This window comes from Clostridium sp. CM028 (genome assembly GCF_030585565.1).
GTDB lineage: Bacteria > Bacillota > Clostridia > Clostridiales > Clostridiaceae > Clostridium_AD > Clostridium_AD estertheticum_B.
The window spans coordinates 540928-560539 of record NZ_CP077766.1 but is presented as its reverse complement, the minus strand read 5'-3'; the positions used below and the strand labels follow the sequence as shown (position 1 = coordinate 560539).

Below are 19612 nucleotides of genomic sequence, written 5' to 3'. Positions count from 1 at the left end.
CAAAAAAATAAATTTATAGTAGAGGTCACAAACTCGTCCATTTACCAGCATCCTACAAATTTAAAAAAAGTAATTAGTCTTCGTGTTTTCCTTCTTGGATATCGAAATATTATTATAGTATATATATTTTATAAAACCTTATTATAATAATTATTATATTTTATAGCTACTAGTAGTATAGGGAATTTGGAAGGACAAGGTCTGGGCACGTATACCGTCACCCAAAAAGAGAACAAGCTTCAGCATAAGACTCTCTAAGCTTCCCAGTGTTTTCGTCCCTCAAACCATGGTAAACTAAGAGCTACTAATGATAAAGCTAGTCCTTTTTTGGGTACCCGACGGCGTGCATCGATTCTAGTTAAATTAATGACATGAAGATTAGAATTAGAAGTGGTAAAGGAAATAAAGAGAGATATACTTTATTATCAGAAAGAAATTTAGAATTATTAAGCGTATACTGGCGTGGTTTAGGAAGAAAGAATTACTCTATGCTCCGAAACTTAAGTTATTATTATCTTGATTTTACTATATTTTTATCCATATATATTTCATAAATTCTGTTATCAGTGGGTTCATGTTTTTCTAATTAATCAACTTCAAAAGCAGGGTAATTCATGTTAATCAACACGAATCACCCTGCTAGGTATATCTTTTATAAAACTTGATAATTATTTTTATCAGTTCCTGTATGTGATCTCCTATCTTGTCTTTCATGATATTTACCTAATCCAAATCTTTCATCCAAACTTAAATATCCTGTTACTCTTTAAATTCCACTTATAGGATTATTATAATTCAATCGGTACATCTTTTTCTTATATATATTCTTGTTTCTACTCTATTATAAAATTATCATTGTCTATTTTTTATTATTTTATCTTTTAAATATTGTATTTCTGATATGCTACCAGGGTTTTTACTTTACTATGGAGAGTTTGCTAATATTAATTTTATTCCATCCTTATAATTACTATCTTATCAGCTATTAGTGCTCCATCAGAACTTTCTCCCCAAACATCTAACTTGTCGCCCTTTTTCATATCATCTATAGAAGTTGATTTTATAGACCTTACTTCTCCTGCTGAAGTTATAACTTTAATAATATAATTTGTATCATCCTGTACTTTTATTTTCACCTTATTATCGGATGAAACGGAAATAGTAGACTCCCCACTTTCGAAATTATCTATACGGTTAATTGTTATTACATCATTTTCATACTCTTTAAAGCAACCTTCTATATCAGACTTCGCTTCTGGAATTTGAATATCATCTTTTGATTTATTGTCTGTAGTCTTCTTATTTCTTTTATCCTCTGTATGACTTATAGTAGACCCTTCTTGATTTATGATTGGTTTTTGTATAACAATTATTTCCGCTACTATCTTACCCTCTACCTTTTTCCCCCAAATAGATAAAGTAGAATTTTTTTCTATACTACTTACTGAGTCCGTATATTCATTATATTCAGTAGTCATTTTATTTTTTTTACTTTCCATTGTATTTAGATATATCTTTGTATCTTCATTAACTTTTACATTTAATTTTTCCATTAATGAAGTGTCTACATTGCTATCTACAATCATACCATCATACATATTTATAATATTAGCATCATAACTAATAAAAGCTCCTATATAATCGACCCTTGATTCTGGTATAACATCTCCTCCGATTACTTCGTGCTCAAATTTTGTTATTCCAATCATATTTCCGAATTCAGCCTTTGCAACTGTAAATCCACTTACTAAAAATAAAACTGTTAGTGTTATTGTACCTATACATATTTTTTTATTAGTTACTAATATTTTAGTAACTACTTTATAACACAAATATCCTATTACTCCACCTAATGTATTTAAAATAATATCATCAATATCAGAACTCCCTATTGCTAATACATATTGTAAAGACTCAAGCACTAAGCTAAATACAAATGACATACATGCTACCGGCAATATACTCTTAGCCTTTTTTAAGATTAAAGGTAATAAATATCCTAGTGGAATAAATATTATTATGTTACCAAATAAATTAGATATAGCCCATGCCCATCCCAGACTGGATGCATTTTCAAAGAAATCAACCCATAGCTTAAATGGAATTAAATTTAAGCGTCTTAAACTAGCTGCTCTTGTTGAAAATATATGTATAGATCCAGGATATTTAAATACAACTATCTTAAATATTATTGCAATATATGCTACAAAAATACATATAATTATAAATTTTGATATACTCTTATACTTTGACTTCTGCTCCACTCTAATCACTCTCACTTATAATTTGTTGTTTATTTTTTAACCAACTGATATTGTACAGTCTTCCATTTCTACATCAACCTGTTTTATATTATCTACTATAAAAATCTCTTCATATGATTCTGATTGAATCCTATACAATCTATAATATATACACTTATCTCTAAAAAGCTCTTCATGACATCCTATTTCTACAACTTCACCTTGCTCCATAACAATAATTTTATCAGCCACCTTTGCTGCTGAGAACCTATGTGAAACTATAATACTAGTTGTATCTTTTATAACCTCTTTAAAATTATTAAATAGTTCATATTCACCCTGTGCATCTAACGAAGCTGTCGGTTCATTAATATGGATTAATAGAAAAAATCATCTAATCTTCTTAAATGGGTGTTTTGACCTTTTTTTCCTACAAACTCATCAAACCTTTTACGTTCTTCCGTATCAATCCTAATTCCTAATACTGTACATTTCTCATCTGCCATTCTAAAAATACATCACGTTTAATTGTGTTAACACAATTAAACGTGATATAAAGTCTTTTGCAATGTGTTTTTGAGTCTTTTAATCTCATAACTAGATTATATATTAAATACCATGATAATTATAAAAACAAGAAATCAACTCGGAATAATTAGATTCAAATAACTTCTTACATTTATTTTTAATTGTTATCCAATTATAGGTGGTACAGGTAGTAACGGAACAGAAAACGGCTATAAACGTGTAAAAATATGGTGACAGTTAATAATACACTATACTTATTAGCTGTTACTATATTAAATTTATTCTATTTCCGATTCTAAAGTAAGCGAGGATCTTAACATACCTTTTCTAATTTCTTCTGATACCTTAAATGAATATTTACCCATGATGTTAAGGGGGTAGTACGCCCTATTGAATAATAAAGAACTAATTAAACGGCAATGGTGTAAATTGTATTTCCCATTTCCGTTTTTGTTCCATTGCTACAGAGATGCCAAGTATTAGTATTATTTATACATTTTAGGAACGTCATTTCCACTCATATATTCCTGTTTCTTTTCTAAGTATAAATTATCATTAGTTCCTGTAACTGTAAACACAACGGAACTATTCATTGCACCTGTTACTAACTTTCCATCAGCATCAAACATCTCAAAATCATAAATCATATATAAAAATATCTTTCCATTAATTTTATGTTGATTAATTTCAGTTGACTTGAAAGAAATTTTAATAGGTTTCTTACACTGATACAGTTCATACATAATATAACCATTTGTAGAGGTATACACATCCTTAGACATATGTTTTGCCATCTCAGAATCGTACCCTTTTGAACTTGTATAAGCTTTATTTACTAAATCATTTACATTAACATATTTGTTAGGTCTATAACCAACATCTTTGTTATGTCTATAACTAACCTCTTTATAACCTAAACATGCAATAATAATAATTATTATTATTACAATAATTAAATAGTGTTTTCTATTATACAATCCATTTTTATACATTTACCCCCCCTCCAAATCATTTAGGTGGGATACCGAGATACGTGTAAAAACCGGTAACTTGATGTAAATAATTTATAAACGATAGTTTATGCTTAATAATAACGCTCTTTCATAAAGTATACTTTTTGAAATGGTGATATTATTATACTTTTTATATGTCAAAACTTCAACATTTTCATATATGAAACATTTCAAATAGATTGTATACTTATATCTTGTTGTATTAAGTAAAGGCATATCTAAAACAATTATATCAACTTCTTTATTTTTTATAAAATCCTTCCACTCATCTAAGAACATTTGCTTATTTCTTCCTAATCTATCAAGAGATTTTATGTATAAAATACCACCACTTCTAAGAATACGTTTCATTAACTGGTATTCAGGTCTCTTAAAATCTTTACCACTGGCTTTTTCTATAAATATGTATTCATCCTGTATTCCAAGGTCTTTAGCCGTAGAAACTTGTCTTTCTAAAGATTGGTCTTTGCTACTTACTCTTGCATAAAAAAATAGTGGAAGCAAATCAATATAACTGCTGCAAAAGCTATGGAGTTTGTTACCATGAAAAATAATGCTTTTTATAGAAGAGTTAAAGAATATGATTCAATTTAATAATAACAAACCTATTTACTATATTAATAAGTTCCATAAAGTTATCGGTTTTACACATTTGTAGGTGTTACCCATTTATAACTTGGCATAGAATATTTAAAAAGTTTTTCAGATAATTTGCTTATTCCACCTTTCCGGGGGGGTGGGCAAAAACACACATTTTATGAACTAACTATAAGGCTTAATTTTTTTAATTTAATAAATTGAAAAAATGTAAATATTGCACTATAATAAAATTACATAAGAATAAAAGTTGTACATGCTTTGAGAAAAACATTTATTCCTTCCCACTCAGACATTTAAAACCATCTAAATATAAAAATAGTAATTTTTAAATGACTTCTATGGCTTCAGGATATTATAAAGCTACAGGTTACCAATAGTGATTATTATTTTTATAGTTGATTTAGCAATAATTATTTCTCTTTTAGTATATAAGATGCAACTCAATACGGAGAATCAACATCAAACATTTTTTGGTAAACTGAATAACAAACAAGATATTTCCTTAAGAAATACTTGTGTAGGATTGACAGCGATATTTGTAGATGTGAATTACAAAAACTTTTTATTTCCAATCTATAAAATTATATTTTTTATAGGTGCTTATGTTTTTTTCTTTTTATCCTGTTGATTTGGGAGTAAAATATCATATTTAAAGGTGAAAAAATGAAATGCTTGAGAATGAATAATTTGCTATTTATGATTATAAAACGAGTAAAATTAATTGGTATACAAGCAAGTACACTAAATTTGACAGGGAGTGATTTTATGTTGGATATTAATAAGTCAAGTATATCAGATGTATTCGGCTGGACTTGTTCTCCTGTATGGAGAAAATTTGCTTTGGATAACAATGGCATATTTGAAAAAGGAAACATAATAAAAGAGCAAAGTATAAAAATAAAAAATTTGGAAGGCTACATATGTTATAAAGCATTCAGGAGAGCTAATGATAAAAGAGGTATGAATACACAGATAACAGCTTCTTATATTACAAAAGGCAATTTTGTTTTTAAATCAAGAATAAAGGGAAGCATATATACACCATTTGTTAATTTCAATAAACTTGAAAATGCAAAAATCGATAATGAAATTTTTAATAAATTTATAATAAAAACTAATAACAAAAATGCTTTAGCTGAATTATTCAAAGATGATGAGATTATTAGTTTGATAAGTTCGCAAGATTTATTCTGTATGGAAATTAGGAAAGGAAAAAAATTCAATGAAAAAGTTTTATATATAGAGATCAATGGAATAGTAGATAATTACAAGAAAATGGAACAAACTTTTAATTTAACTATTAAAATTATTAACTATATTCAAAAGATATAGTTATTTATATGGATATGTGCGATTGCTACGCTCTGTAGAAGAAAAATGGAAATGAACCTGAATGGATGGTAACCTTAAGAATTTGCTTAGAGAATTTATTAAATAAAAGAAAGTGTAAATTTAAAAAGCCAATTTAATTAGTTATAAGGGATATGGCCACATAGTTATCCAGTGTCACGGGCTGATACAACAAGTCAAAAGGGTGTTCCGTATTCATAATAATAGAATTAAAGTATACCCTACCCTACTAAGTAAACTATGTCATAAGTAAATTGACACCAATAAGATTAATGGTGTCAATTTATTTAATATTATGGAATGTACAGTTTAGAAGCAGGATATTTTATAGTAAGGTATACCTCTTATTTCTTTATTCAATTTTACCTTTTAAAAATATAGGTTATATCAGTCTCTGTTGGTGTGTTATTTATTATTAGCAATAACGTTAGCTTCATTTTCTTTTTTATCCATTTCTAAAATCATATTTTTAAATTTTTCCGCCGCTTCCTCTTTTTCTTTTAATAAATTAGTAATTTTCTCATTAAAGCTTTCTTGTAATTCCTGTGTTTTGATTTGTTGCCCCTCTTTTAATTTTAAAAGTTCTTTGTCCATTTCAAAGCTTGTTCTTTCCCGCTGTATTTCAACATCTTGCTTAGCTTTAATTTGCAGCTCATCTATTTTATTTTTGTTTATTTGGTTTAATTCATCTATCTGTTTTATTAATTTATCTTGTTCAGCCTTTTTACTTAACAATTCATTCTTAAGTTGCATATTTTCATTCAATGATTTATCAAGGGATGTTTTAAGCTCTATAATCTCATCTTCGAATTTAATGTATTTTTCATTGGTATTAGCTAGGCTTAATATTTTTTCTTCCTGCATATTATTAAGGGTTTTTAAGTTCTTAATATTTTCTTGTAATTCTTTAGTTATATGCTTTGCATCAGATAGGTCTTTTCCCAATGAGCTTATTTTTTTGTTGTCTTCTTTTAATAATGTAATTTCTCCTTTTAGTTTTTCATTTTCCTTATTATTGTCTATTAACTCATTTCTATGGATATTTTTTACCTCTAAGGCTTTAATATTGTTTCTTTCTACTATGTTTATGTATATATCTGCCATTCTACTGGTTATTGTTTGTAATTCTTTTATATCTTCGGACATAGCACTGTCCCCTTCTCTTGCTCTATTTAATTCGTAATACTTAACTACTTGCTCCATCAATTCCTTATTGTTTATTCCTTCACTCTGAGCTAACTCATTAAATTTTTGTTTTAATTCATCACTGATTCTTACGCTTAATATTGCATCCATTTCGTACTTCCTCTCTTAGGCCTGTATTTTCTATAATAAATAGAATAAATTTAATTATTTTCATAACTTAATGGCATTTATACTTTAAATTTATCTACAGCTTGTTAAATAATCTCCTGCGGAGCTGCAACATCTTCACAGAAGATGCATTGACGACTTCAGAAGGAGATTTATACTACCACTTATAGAAGTGGTAGACTTTCCTTCTGAAATGTCGTTAAATCATACCCTTCGGCGCTGTTCATCTTCTTAGAAGCTGCTATATAAACAGTATAATTCCTAGGATACTTGGTTTCAATGATTTTTTAGTGATTTACTTATATTTATCATTGAATTTTTTATATAATATAAATAATTTTTAATTGTTAACACGTGTATACCATTGTTTACAATGCATTTTACTGTGTATACTTTATGTTTACATTGTAAGTATACCATGAAATCTTTGAAAAATACATATAAAATCAGTAAAAAGGCTTGAAAACAAGTAAAAACAAAACCATTCAATATAACTTTTATTATATTGAATGGTTCTGATTGTGGTTATAATGATAATTTATAAGTAATATTAACTAAATAACATATTAAATAAATTAGGACGTGTGAGGAACATGGATAGTGTCCATAAAAACTTATCGTTCAAAAAGAGGAAGCAAGTTATAATGCCGTTTATCAGCTTTTAACATTCTTACTTATTAACTCCATAAATGTTTCAGGGGTTTCTATTGCCACTTTGGGATTATCCTTTAACCTATCCACAACCCTTTCAATATTACTAAGGCTTTTGCTCCAAGCATGAACATAAACAAAGGTGTAGCTATTAGAATTAGTAATATCTACTTGCCCAGAGTCAACTCTATGAGTAATGTTTTTCACGAGTTCATCTTCACTTTCAAGAGTATTCCAAAGTAAATCTCTGCAGGACACTATAGGTTTATTATTAGACCAAATAATTTCTCCGTGATAATTATCGTGCCTATGATAATCAAGATAAAACAACCCATGTATATTAGACTTCATAGTAAATTTGCCCCAAAGCTCCTTATCATAAAAAGACGAGTCATCTATAATTGATATATATTTTTGATCTACTTTTTTCATATAATCATTTAATCTGTTAATATATATTCTGAGAGCATCCTTATCAAATTTACTTGGGTACATATACCCATTTCCAGATGGTGGAACTATAAAATAATCATTAGTAGCTCCATGAGCTGCACTTTCATAATATAATTTAAATACAGTAGGTGCAAGGTAATATAAAGATGGGCTTAATGACCACCCCAAATTAAATTTGCCTTTATAAGGAGAACCATACCATTTGTGAGAACCATAATTAGTTCCAAGGTTCCACTGTTGATTATCTCCATCTGACACAATAAATGTTACATTATGAACATTTTCTTTATTAGGACTGTTCATTAACGTTTTTTGAGTCATTGGTAATAATGGGAATGAACTTAATACAGTTAAATTATACGACCAATCTGCAGCAACCATGCTAATACCATATTTTGAAACCGTACTTATATTAATAAATTCATCGGGTCCCCACCCGAGGCAAATGGAGTCCTTTTCCATGGATGAGAATATTTTATTGCGAAGCGTTGTATCATTTATTTTATCCTCATAAAATATTAGGGATTTGGTCATTATACCATAATCTCTTAAGGCGGAATCTTTGCTCGGGGATAACTCAATTATTATGGAATGATTGAGGCCAGAATCCCATAAATTATCGTACGCCCATTTTTCATCTGTGTTTCTGCAATCGCCTTTAATATTTGTAATTCCATAGGCGCGTACTTTGTCTTGGATAGCTTCATCAACTGCAATGCAATTATTTAACGAGGCAAGTGAACAAGCATTATTTATCGAAGGATCTTTTAGCGATTTATTATTGTAAAGTACATATCCATCAATATAATCCTTAAATACATCTAATAAGCGCCACGGATCTGATGTATTTTCGTATAAAACTCCATAACTATTTTTTAAATCCTCTAGCCATATTTGATAATCTGGTTGTGAGGAATTAAGTGTATATATTTGAATAGATGATTGACTACTAATAAGCCCTTGAAGGGTGGCTATCATTGTCCGCTCACAAGGCGTCATTGTATCTTGAGAAATAACATATAAATAAGTTGGAGTTGTAGGATTTTTCATAAAATTACTACTATTGAGAGTTTTTTTAAAGTCGCTCCATTTAATATTAGACATCTATATTTCCATTACAGTATTTATAGAAATTTCGCAGAAAATTAATTCTTTCATTATTATTATAAAAAGATTTAATATGACTCTCATCAAAATTTGCTAATAGTAATTGTCTATTTATAATATCATCTGCCATAACCTGGTGGGCATTTTTCATCATATCATACATAATCATGAAGGTACTAGTCCTTCCTATACCTTGTTTACAGTGAAAATGAACCCAGGTATTTTTAGATTGTGATTTTACGAGCTCTACGAAGTAATCAACCATATCATCTGTTGGAATCTTACCATCAGTAACAGGAATGCGTTTATATGATAGTGATTTAGAATTAACAAGATGCTCTTCATCTTCAACTTTTTTTGGAACTATACCTATATTATTATGATTATAAAAAGTAATAGGCACATTTAATTTAATACTATTTAATTTTTTATATTCATCAGACATCACTTGATCCTTTGTTAATCCTATATTAGCATCATTTTTTGCATTAGCCCAGCTAACAGGGACTCCATTAATAAACCCATGTGATTCTTGCCTCAAGTCAATAACTGCTATAGGTAATGAAGTTCCTAGACTATTTATTACAAGAGGCAGATTATACTCGGAAAATTGTTGACTACCTGAAATGTTTAATGTGTTTAATCCACTAAGATTTAATTCTTTACTACTTTGTGTACTTAATATATTAGTCGACTTGCGAAAATGTTTTGGAATTTCATAGAGATGATTTTTTAAATCTAAAATTAAATTTATATTGGTGTCATTTAAGGATACATCAGAAGCTCGTGCTATGGATCGCATCGTATTAGCAAGCATCATTTCATTGTTCTGCTGCATATATTTATTTAATCTCATCATATTATAAAAATAGGGACACATGTACATGTATATCCTCCATAAAAAATAGTTTTCACCATATATTATGAATAAAAAATTATTTTGTTACGGAGTTTTGATCTTGATGTTTGAGTTGAACCAAGATTACAACCCCACCAAAAAGTCATTATTATATAACGTTCGCTGGGGTTGTGAATATAATCTGAAATTTTAATTTTTATGAACATTCTCACTGTCTTTATCATAGAATTTAATAATAGTAATTTTATGGAGTGTAACATGGATTTTTTTAGATCAAATCAATATTCTAGAATAAATGCGGTTAATTATGCAATGACCTATGCCTTGCATCCAAACCCCAGTTTTAGGTACTTCTCTCTTATTAATAATGAGACTAGTGGCGACTGCGCAAACTTTGTATCTCAGTGTCTATTAGCTGGGGGAGCACCTATGAGGTTTAAAGGCTCACATCCTTGGTGGTACAGAAAGGCTAATACAAATAGTACAAATGATGACACATGGTCTGTTCCATGGGCTGTGGCAAATTCCCTTTATTGGTCTTTAAAGACTAATCAACAATCTAAAGCTTCAGGGATTAAGGGTCTAGAAATATATGATACTCGCCTTCTTGAATTAGGTGATTTAATTTTTTTTGAAGATAATGATGGAAATATTTTTCACTCTGCGATTATCACCGCTTTTAGATATTCACAGCCTTTAATTTCTCAACATACCTTTGAGGCTTTAAACATATTTTATGGAGATTCTTGGGGAGCAAATCGTGTACATTTTTTAAAAATAAGTTTATAACAATTATAATTTAAATATGTAATGGCATGTAAAATGATAGTTACGACTCAGCTATTCGCTATTGGAATGCCTGAGTAGTAACGATAAATCAAATCATTTTACATACCATTTTTGAAATATAGTAGCTATAATTACAGGCTAACTATTGTTTTTTTAAAATAAAATAAAATTCAACTCCAATTTCTGTGTTTTCTACTCCACAGCTACCACCATGAAGTAATACTATGTTTTTGACTATGGAAAGACCTAGACCAGTTCCCCCAAGCTTTCTAGTTCTTGATTTATCGATTTTATAGAAGTTATCCCATATCTTATTTTTTTCAGTATCATCAATTTTACTTCCGCTATTTTCCACTTCGACGCGGATAGCACCCTCTATATTTATCATTTTTACTGTTATGGATCCGCCATCATAGGTATGTCTTATTGCATTAGTCATATAGTTTGTTAGTACCTGTTCTATTCTGTTCCAATCTGCATTTACTTTTACATTTTGGATTAAATTTAATTCGAGCTTAATGTTTTTTTCATTAAGTAGGGATGAAAATTTCTTAGTAACTGGATTTATTAGTTCATCAAGAAAAAATACTTCCTCAATCAATTTAAAATTCCCAGATTCTAGTTGAGACAAATTCAACATATCTGATACTAAATTGTTCATTTTCCTTGATTCATCCATTATGACATCAATAAAATATTGTTTTTCTGCGCCTTCTAAAACATCATCGTTTAACGCTAGTGTATACCCCTCTATAAGGGTTATAGGAGTTTTAAGCTCGTGGGAAACTGCTGCCACAAAGTCTTTCCTCATTTCTGTTAGTTTCTTTTCTTTCTCAATATCCTTTTCTAATTGTGCGTTAGATTCTTTAAGTGAGGTTAATGCTTCATTTAAATTTTCTGATAGAAGGTTAAGTGAAGTCGCGAGAGCTCCTATTTCATCTTCACTTTTAACCTCACATTTTTCTGTAAGGTCAAGCTTTGCCATTTTAGCTGCCGTCTTAGTTATTTTTATCAATGGCTTTGCAATCATGCTTGAGTAAATTAAAGAAAGAAATAGAGTTATAACTAGGGCACCTATGTAGAAATACAAGTAAAATACCTTTATAACTTGAACGGCTTCATTTACTGGCTGTAGCGAAGCAAAAGCATACACAATTTCATCGCTATTTTCAGCATATAATATACCTGATACACTTGCTACCATATCGGGGGTTTCTTCAGTAGTAAAAATCAGGGATTTTCCTTCTTCTTTAAATTTATTAATACCACCGCTATTTTCTATTTCAGATGACATTATTTGGTTCATGATTCTAACTTTTATAGAGTCTTTTCTTTCATCAATTGTTTTTGTAAGATATTTTAAATTTCCTAATCTATCTCGTGTAATTATTTTATAGTTATTGTTTTCTTCAAAAGAACTAACTAAATTAATTTTATCTTCATCCTTTTGGAGTAATGAATATTCGCTTTTGAATTTAACAAGATTATGTTCAAGGTTATTCTTTTTCCATTTTATATAAAACTGCTCAAAGAATGCAGACTGTACTATCAAATTAGTAGTTATAAACACTATAAAAACTATAGAGGTTATAGCGAAAAGCTTTCTAGTGATGCTCTTTTTACTTTTCATTTTTCGCCTCGAATTTATATCCAGCTCCTCTTATGGTTGCTATAAGATAAGATTTTTCACCTAGCTTCTCTCTTAATCTTTTTATAACAGTATCTACAGTTCTTAAATCTCCAAAGTAGTCAATACCCCATAAAGCATCCAATATTTTTTCTCTACTTAATACGATCCTTTTATTAAGTATAAAATAATTTAGTAGTTCAAATTCCTTTGGGGATAGATATATTTCACTATTATCTACAGTAACCTCATGGCTTAAATTATCAACTACAAGGCCGTCAAAGTTATTTCCTTCCTTTAGAACAGGTTCAGTGCTGTAAGTTCGCCTTATAATTGCTTTCACTTTAGCAACTAGTACCTTTGGGACAAATGGCTTCGTAATATAATGATCCGTGCCTAATTCAAACCCCAATAATTCATCATCTTCTTCGGATTTAGCTGTGAGCATTATAACAGGGATATTTGAGGTCTTTCTTATTTCCTTGCATACATCCCAGCCATCCATAATAGGCATCATTACATCTAAAATAATCAAATCTACTTTATTTTTATTAAATATATTAACAGCTTCATTGCCATTTTCTGCTTGCAAAATATTATATTGTTCTTTCCTTAAATAAATGGACACAAGATTTCTAATTCTTTCTTCATCATCTACAATTAAAATGGTTTCATTCATATATTTTCTCCTTTATATAGCTAGTGTAGCACTTGCTAATTTTCAACTTTCTTTTATATTATATAATAATACCAGTAATAATCATAATTTATTATATTTCAACTAACATAAAAGTAATATGAAAACTTACTCAGCGAAAGGGAGGGCACAAAGGAAGTGTAAATTAGTATATTGCAGCTCCACAGGAGATGATTTAATTATTTTATTCGTTTCTATCCTTTATATATATAATAAAGTTATACCATGGCACTTAAACGGCAAAAATGTTAACAAATTATGAAGGGCACTATAAACTTTTAAGCCACAATAATAATTCTTATTTTTAATAAAAAACTTATTGTCTTTAATAAAAATAGAAATCTATGCAGTTCCTCTAATAATAAGCTCTGTTTCAAAGTAAACTTGTTTTTCAAAAGGTAACTCACCATTTATTACACCTGTTAAAATACTGCAGGCTTTTTTGCCCATTTTATATATAGGTTGTGCTATTGTTATAAGTTGTGGTTCTATAATTTCTGATATACGGATATTATCAAAGCCAACAACGGATATATCTCTTGGAATTTTATACCCATTTCGCAGTAAAATTTTCATCCCACCAAGGGCCATCATATCGTTACTATAAAAAATAGCATCCAAATTGGGGAAAGTACTTATTATTTTTTGCGTAGCTAGTACACCACCTTCAACATTAAAGGCTCCTTCAAATATATACTTTTCATCATATATTCCACAATTCTTCATTCACTCAATATAGCCCTCTAATGCAACGAAGTTGGAATATCGACTAGGACCTATGATCGATGGTCGCTAACGCCAGAATCCACGGAAGATAAACGTCCCATAGTATATAGGAATCCTCCTAAAAACAAACTTAGTGATGAAGAAAGAGCTGAGATTCTACAAGTTATAAATAGCCATGAGTATGCTGATTTAGTACCTGCACAAATAGTCCCAAAGCTTGCTGATCAGGGAATTTACATTTCTTCAGAATCTACGATTCACAGAATACTTAGAGAAGAAAAACAAAACAGTCATAGATTTAAGACGAAGGCGCCTGTAAAAAGGGTTCCGCCTACCCACATAGCAACCGCACACAAAACCAAGTTTGGACGTGGGACATAACCTGGCTTGACGGCTCTGTGAAAGGTCTATACTTTAAGCTATACCTGATACTAGATATGTTCAGCCGTATGATTGCTGGTTATGAAGTTTGGGAAACAGAGAATGCAGAATATGCCCAAATCCTTGTTAAACGCGCCATTCTTTCTCAGAAAATATCAGGTAAGCCTCTTATACTTCACTCTGATAATGGAAGTCCTATGAAGGCTGCAACTTTCCTTGCTACATTAGAGAAGCTAGGGGTTCAAAGTTCATTCTCAAGGCCTAGAGTAAGCAACGACAACCCATATTCAGAATCATTATTTAAGACAATGAAATATGTTCCTTCATTCCCTAATGGTGGTTTTGCTAATATTTCAGACGCACGTGAATGGGTAACTAGGTTTGTTTACTGGTACAACCATGTTCATATGCATAGTGGCATCAAATATTTGACCCCATACCAGCGCCATTATAGCTTGGATAAAAACATCATAGAGAATAGAAAAAAAGTGTATAAAATGGCAAAAGAAAATCATCCTGAAAGGTGGAGTAGGGAAATAAGAAATTGGGATTTGCCAAAATATGTGGCATTAAATCCAATAAAGGAAGAAGAGCTTGGTTGTATAGAGACAGCGTCGTCATAAAAACATCAAAATTTAAAATTGCGACAACTATGTTGACAAACTCCGAAAATAGTAATAACAGTAGCAAGCCACCGTCAACAAATAATAATAAAAAGCCTTCAAATAGCCGAACAAAGACCGGTAGGTCCTCAGGAGGGCAAGCTGGTCATATTGGAAAAACTCTTTTAAAAATTGATAATCCAGATAATATTATAGATATAAGAAAAAAAACTTGTAATTGTGGCTGTGATTTATCTGGTCTTGAAGGTAAAATCCAAACTAGACAAGTAGTTGATTTACCTCAGATTGTTATGAATGTTACGGAGTATAGAACCCACGAAGTGGTATGTCCCGATTGCAAAGAAGTTCATAAAACTGATTTTCCAGTAACAGTAGCTCAGTCTGTACAGTATGGTGAAAACCTGCAGGCGTTAATGGTATACCTTTCAAACTATCAACTTGTACCTCTTGCTAGAACAACTGAAATTATTAAAAACCTTACTGGTAAAAATATTAGCCAAGGAACTATTGTGAATGCAAATAAACGTCTTTATGATAGTCTTGAAATATTTGAAAATACTATTAAAGAACAACTTAAAAATGCCGAAGTACTTCATGTTGACGAATCAGGACTACGTTTAAAAGGTAAAATAAATTGGGTTCATGTTGCATCCACAAGTAGTATTACGCATTATGCCATACATAAAAAAAGAGGCTCAATTGCTACCAATGAGATAGGTATACTTCCAGATTTTGAAGGAACCATGGTTCATGATCATTGGAAACCATATTATACATTCACAAACTGTACTCATGCTGAGTGTAATGCTCCTAATATGAGAATTTTAAAAGGTATAAATGAAAACTTTGGTCATATATGGGCTACTGACATGGGAAGCCTTTTGATTGAGATAAAAAGAGAAGTTGATTCTCTTAAATCTAAAGGAGTAACTTCTATGGCTGAAAGTGATATCAAAGCTTATGATGAAAAGTACAAAACTATCATTGCTCAAGGCAAAATAGAGGATGCAGAAAAATGTTCTGTTATACTATCGAAGAAAACAGGGCAGCCTGTAAAAAGCGATGCTTTGAGACTTCTACGAAAGTTAGAAGAATATGATGTTGAAACACTTTCGTTTATGTATGACTTCAACATTCCATTCGAAAATAATTTAGCCGAGCGAGATATCAGAATGGTAAAGCTCAGACAAAAGATATCTGGCTGCTTTAGAAGTGATGATGGTGGTAGCCTGTTCTGTAGAATAAGAAGCTATATTTCTACCTGCAATAAGAATGGGCAAGATATAATGGAATCACTGAAGAACGCAATAAAAGGTGAACCATTTATACCAGAAAAGATATAGCTATATTTAATTTTATATTAGGGGACGCCTTTGAACTTCCCCCTGTCAAGTAGACAGTGGAAATAATTAAAGATTTTATGTAAGGCGTCTATCATTTGGTAGGCGCTTTATTTATGCTGCATTACCTAATAGATATCGCTGATATTCCATTGGTGTCATGCACTTTAAACGTTTTTGATAACGTCTATTATTATAATATTCTATATAGTCTTCAATCGATTTCTTTAAGCTTTCATAGTCTTCAAATTTATGAAGATAATACATTTCTGTTTTTAAGATTCCCCAAAATCCTTCCATTGGACCATTATCAATACAATGCCCAACCCTCGACATGCTCTGTATCATTCCAGCTTTTTTTAGTTTTTCTTTAAATATTTTTGAAGTATACTGGAAACCTCGGTCACTATGAAATATTGGTTTAGCATCAGGGTATACTTTAACAGCAAGATTAAAGGTTTGATAAACCAATTGGTTATTATTAGAATGACCAATGACATATGAAACAATACTTCTATCACCTAAATCAAATATTGCACTTAGATAAGCCTTTTGTCCACTTCTCCCATATTTAAACTCGGTTACATCTGTAAGCCATTTTTTATTGACTTGTTCTGCTTTAAAATTTCTATCCAAAATATTTTCTGCAGTAACTTCAGGAGTTGACTTAATATAATTATATCTTTTTTTTCTGCATACGGATTTTAATCCTAATATCTGCATCAGACGATAAATTCGTTTATAATTAACTTTTTTATTATATTCTCTACGGATTTTAATCGTCATCTGGCGATAGCCTAAGATACCGTCTTTTTCCTCATATAACTCACAAATAAGCTTTAATAATTCTTCGTTTTTCAATACTCGGTTACTTTTTTCTCTGTGTAGCCATTTATAATATGCAGAATGGCTAACGCCGCCTATAATGCACAACTCAGTTATAGGAAATTTATCTTTGTTAGATAATTCTTGGATTGCAAGATAAGTATCTTCGTATCTAGCTTCGCTTAATATCGCCTTCTTTCTATCTCTTGGATTTTTTTTAGAAGAGCATTCTCCATCCGTAATCTTCTATTTTGTGCTTCTAAAAGCTTGTATTGAGCTTTTAGCTTTTCATCTTCTGTCATTAACTCTTCAGCCTTTGGCTTTCCACGTCGGTCCAAAAGCCCTTCAATACCAAACTGATTATACTTCTTCATCCAGGTATAAATCTGAGGATAAGATACCTTATATTTTTCAACAGTTTTATTATAACTGTTATTGTTTTCAATACAGTACTTTATGATTTCAATGCGTTCAATATAAGAAGTTTTGCGTCCTTTGGTCATGATTATTTTTCCTCCTGTTCCAGAAGATTTTATGTTTTCATGACCATTATACTTCTTTATCCAATTGCATAAAACTGTATTTGACGAAATATGATACTTAATGCATAAATCATTCAGTGAGCCATGCCCATCAAGATATTCTTTTACAATGTTAATCTTGATTTTGGCAGTATAAGAAGTATTTTTGCTAGAATGTTTTAACCCAGCTTCACCTTCTGATTTATATCGTATTACCCATTTTTGAAAAGAACTCTTATGTACTTGAAGTTTGTTGCATAAACTTAACATACTAGCTTTTCCATTTAAATATGATGTTACAGCCTTAATTTTTTGTTGGTCTGATATAGTTGATTTTCTTCCCATAAAAAAATAGCCCTCCTTATAGTAAACAGTTTTATTATTTTAACTGTCTACCATAAGGGGAGCATATCACTTTCGGCTCCCTTTAATTTAGTATGTTCTTTTTTAGAGATGAGGGGCTACGACCATATTTTTATATTACCACAGGCACTCCCTATTGGGAATGCCTGTGTAGTAACAAAAAATCCATAGTGGATTATTCTGTGTTATGATTTAATCGACTAAGAAAAAAACACACAGGAGGATAATCACTATGGAATACCCAAATAATAACACAGAATCACGTAAAAATAAACACTTAAATTTTGAAGAACGCATTATTATTCAAATTCGTCTTAAAGATGGCTTTTCGCCATATAAGATAGCTAAAGAACTTAAACGTCCAATAAACACTGTTCTTAATGAAATACGCCGTGGTACTACAACTCAGATTAAACAAAGTAAACAAATTGAAATGTATCTTGCAGATACAGGGGAAGCCATTTACAAAAAGCATCGTCTGAATTCTTGTCGTGCTTTTAAGCGTTTAGATTGTTGTGATTTTATAAACTATGTAGTGGATAAGATTAAAAATTCATCATGGTCACCTGATGCTTGTGTTGGTAATTCACTTGAAACTGGACTATTTAAACGTTCTGAAATAGTCTGTACTAAAACATTGTATAACTATATCGATCTTGCTTTACTTAGTGTTAAAAATATTGATTTACCAATAAAACTACGTAGAAATATTAAGCCATCAACAGCCAAGAAACATAAGAAAATTCTTGGTAAAAGTATTGAGGAGCGCCCAGATATTATAAATAATCGCGAGCAATTTGGTCACTGGGAGATTGATACCGTAATTGGAGAAAAAGCAGGTAATGACTGTGTACTTTTGACTATTGTTGAACGTAAAACTAGGAATGCTATTGTACGTTCAATTGCAGGTAAAACAGCTAGTGCAGTTATGAATGAGCTTGCAAATATCAGCAACTTATATGGTACAGTCTGATATATTTCTAAGTCTTGGAGCAAATCTGAAACCTAATAAATGAGTTAATCCAAATACTTGATCAGTATAACCTGCTGTATCAGTATAGTGTTCTTCAATCTCAAGTTCTGTTTTATGGTTGAGAAGTATATCAACTATATGAATTGCATCTCTTGAATTTGTATTTATAATACCTATTCCAAATCTTGAGTACTGATCACTTACAGCTGAGTACATTGTCACACCTTTTTCTAAGCCATAATGGTGGTTATAGCATGCATTTAAAGCTTCAACTGCCGATTTAACTCTTACTCCATCTGACGACGAAGTACTGCCATTTCCCCAATATTTAGCATAGGGCTGTTTATGTTGGCAGTTTATAATATCCGTCATAGCTTTTTCCATATTATCATCACTCATTCTCCAGTTAGCAGCATTACTTATTTGTTTGTAGGTTAATCCCTTTACAGCCTGTTCCATTTTCTTAAGTCCTATATTGGTCCCTAGATCCATAAGGGCAGCTGTCACACAGGCTCTTTCATTATCTTTAGGTTCTTTGCTAGTTGAGGCATGGGTTAGCTTTTTATCAAATGATGTATATTTACAAATATCTATAATTATATCTGACAAATTTACTCTAGGCATTAAGC

Annotated in this window: 15 protein-coding genes and 3 pseudogenes; 5 read left to right on the top strand and 13 right to left on the bottom strand. The window is 30.5% G+C overall.

From position 1 onward, the window contains the following. Positions 1-950: 950 nt before the first annotated feature. From KTC94_RS02745 to KTC94_RS02725, 5 genes are all read right to left on the bottom strand, one after another. On the bottom strand, positions 951-2264 hold the full coding sequence (locus tag KTC94_RS02745) for a VanZ family protein (protein ID WP_220319670.1): 1314 nt from the start codon (positions 2262-2264) through the stop codon (positions 951-953). 36 nt (positions 2265-2300) lie between these two features. Further along, complete coding sequence (locus KTC94_RS02740) at positions 2301-2495, bottom strand: hypothetical protein (protein ID WP_220319669.1); 195 nt, start codon at positions 2493-2495, stop codon at positions 2301-2303. Between the two features lie 125 nt (positions 2496-2620). Next, positions 2621-2749 carry a hypothetical protein gene (locus KTC94_RS02735; RefSeq protein ID WP_258876400.1) on the bottom strand — a complete coding sequence of 43 codons (129 nt, stop codon included), beginning with the start codon at positions 2747-2749 and terminating at the stop codon, positions 2621-2623. 507 nt (positions 2750-3256) lie between these two features. Then, positions 3257-3763, bottom strand: coding sequence for a hypothetical protein (locus KTC94_RS02730; RefSeq protein ID WP_216303483.1), 507 nt, complete (start codon positions 3761-3763; stop codon positions 3257-3259). A 72-nt stretch (positions 3764-3835) separates the two neighbouring features. Then, complete coding sequence (locus KTC94_RS02725; protein WP_216303482.1) at positions 3836-4288, bottom strand: recombinase family protein; 453 nt, start codon at positions 4286-4288, stop codon at positions 3836-3838. Between the two features lie 861 nt (positions 4289-5149). Between KTC94_RS02725 and KTC94_RS02720 the strand changes: the two genes are divergently transcribed. Beyond that, on the top strand, positions 5150-5716 hold the full coding sequence (locus KTC94_RS02720; protein ID WP_216303481.1) for a hypothetical protein: 567 nt from the start codon (positions 5150-5152) through the stop codon (positions 5714-5716). 423 nt (positions 5717-6139) lie between these two features. On the opposite strand, the gene KTC94_RS02715 is transcribed toward KTC94_RS02720, so the two are convergent. Beyond that, entirely contained in the window at positions 6140-7030 is an 891-nt protein-coding gene (locus tag KTC94_RS02715; protein WP_220319668.1) for a hypothetical protein, read from the bottom strand. 672 nt (positions 7031-7702) lie between these two features. Then, positions 7703-10016 (bottom strand): annotated as a pseudogene (locus KTC94_RS02710) (GxGYxYP domain-containing protein); the annotation flags it as partial. Positions 10017-10376: 360 nt separating this feature from the next. Between KTC94_RS02710 and KTC94_RS02705 the strand changes: the two are divergent. Then, entirely contained in the window at positions 10377-10907 is a 531-nt protein-coding gene (locus KTC94_RS02705; protein WP_216303479.1) for an amidase domain-containing protein, read from the top strand. 142 nt (positions 10908-11049) lie between these two features. Here KTC94_RS02705 and KTC94_RS02700 read toward each other — a convergent pair whose 3' ends face one another. From KTC94_RS02700 to KTC94_RS02690, 3 genes are all read right to left on the bottom strand, one after another. Further along, a complete protein-coding gene (locus tag KTC94_RS02700) occupies positions 11050-12537 on the bottom strand; it encodes a HAMP domain-containing sensor histidine kinase (RefSeq protein ID WP_220287228.1) in 1488 nt (495 codons plus the stop codon). Next, a complete protein-coding gene (locus KTC94_RS02695) occupies positions 12527-13213 on the bottom strand; it encodes a response regulator transcription factor (protein ID WP_216303477.1) in 687 nt (228 codons plus the stop codon). The genes KTC94_RS02700 and KTC94_RS02695 overlap by 11 nt, the downstream gene beginning before the upstream one ends. A 360-nt stretch (positions 13214-13573) precedes the next feature. Continuing rightward, positions 13574-13957: a LacI family DNA-binding transcriptional regulator gene (locus KTC94_RS02690; protein WP_220319667.1), complete on the bottom strand. Its 384-nt coding sequence runs from the start codon at positions 13955-13957 to the stop codon at positions 13574-13576. A 365-nt stretch (positions 13958-14322) separates the two neighbouring features. On the opposite strand from KTC94_RS02690, the pseudogene KTC94_RS02685 reads away from it, so the two are divergent. Then, positions 14323-14961: pseudogene (locus KTC94_RS02685) on the top strand (transposase); the annotation flags it as partial. After that, the gene (locus KTC94_RS02680) at positions 14883-16304 is read left to right on the top strand and encodes an IS66 family transposase (protein ID WP_220319666.1); all 1422 of its coding nucleotides are present in this window, start codon (positions 14883-14885) and stop codon (positions 16302-16304) included. The pseudogene KTC94_RS02685 and the gene KTC94_RS02680, both read left to right, overlap by 79 nt. Before the next feature lie 111 nt (positions 16305-16415). Here the strand turns inward: KTC94_RS02680 and KTC94_RS02675 are convergent, their stop codons facing one another. Further along, positions 16416-17315 (bottom strand): IS3 family transposase, encoded by a 900-nt coding sequence (locus KTC94_RS02675; protein ID WP_258280758.1) that lies wholly within the window; start codon positions 17313-17315, stop codon positions 16416-16418. After that, positions 17309-17992 carry a helix-turn-helix domain-containing protein gene (locus KTC94_RS02670; protein ID WP_258280590.1) on the bottom strand — a complete coding sequence of 228 codons (684 nt, stop codon included), beginning with the start codon at positions 17990-17992 and terminating at the stop codon, positions 17309-17311. The genes KTC94_RS02675 and KTC94_RS02670 overlap by 7 nt, the downstream gene beginning before the upstream one ends. A 250-nt stretch (positions 17993-18242) precedes the next feature. Here KTC94_RS02670 and KTC94_RS02665 point away from each other — a divergent pair. Further along, positions 18243-18977, top strand: a pseudogene (locus tag KTC94_RS02665) (IS30 family transposase); the annotation flags it as partial. Here KTC94_RS02665 and KTC94_RS02660 read toward each other — a convergent pair. After that, positions 18966-19607 carry a Tn3 family transposase gene (locus KTC94_RS02660; protein ID WP_304518715.1) on the bottom strand — a complete coding sequence of 214 codons (642 nt, stop codon included), beginning with the start codon at positions 19605-19607 and terminating at the stop codon, positions 18966-18968. The pseudogene KTC94_RS02665 and the gene KTC94_RS02660 overlap by 12 nt on opposite strands. Positions 19608-19612: the final 5 nt, after the last annotated feature.

Bases quoted from the DNA above. Each gene is read 5' to 3' on its own strand.
- KTC94_RS02690 (WP_220319667.1), bottom strand. From the start codon at position 13,957: ATGAAGAATTGTGGAATATATGATGAAAAGTATATATTTGAAGGAGCC.
- KTC94_RS02700 (WP_220287228.1), bottom strand. From the start codon at position 12,537: ATGAAAAGTAAAAAGAGCATCACTAGAAAGCTTTTCGCTATAACCTCT.
- KTC94_RS02695 (WP_216303477.1), bottom strand. From the start codon at position 13,213: ATGAATGAAACCATTTTAATTGTAGATGATGAAGAAAGAATTAGAAAT.
- KTC94_RS02735 (WP_258876400.1), bottom strand. From the start codon at position 2,749: ATGGCAGATGAGAAATGTACAGTATTAGGAATTAGGATTGATACGGAA.
- KTC94_RS02670 (WP_258280590.1), bottom strand. From the start codon at position 17,992: ATGGGAAGAAAATCAACTATATCAGACCAACAAAAAATTAAGGCTGTA.
- KTC94_RS02660 (WP_304518715.1), bottom strand. From the start codon at position 19,607: ATGCCTAGAGTAAATTTGTCAGATATAATTATAGATATTTGTAAATAT.
- KTC94_RS02720 (WP_216303481.1), top strand. From the start codon at position 5,150: ATGTTGGATATTAATAAGTCAAGTATATCAGATGTATTCGGCTGGACT.
- KTC94_RS02715 (WP_220319668.1), bottom strand. From the start codon at position 7,030: ATGGATGCAATATTAAGCGTAAGAATCAGTGATGAATTAAAACAAAAA.
- KTC94_RS02705 (WP_216303479.1), top strand. From the start codon at position 10,377: ATGGATTTTTTTAGATCAAATCAATATTCTAGAATAAATGCGGTTAAT.
- KTC94_RS02730 (WP_216303483.1), bottom strand. From the start codon at position 3,763: ATGTATAAAAATGGATTGTATAATAGAAAACACTATTTAATTATTGTA.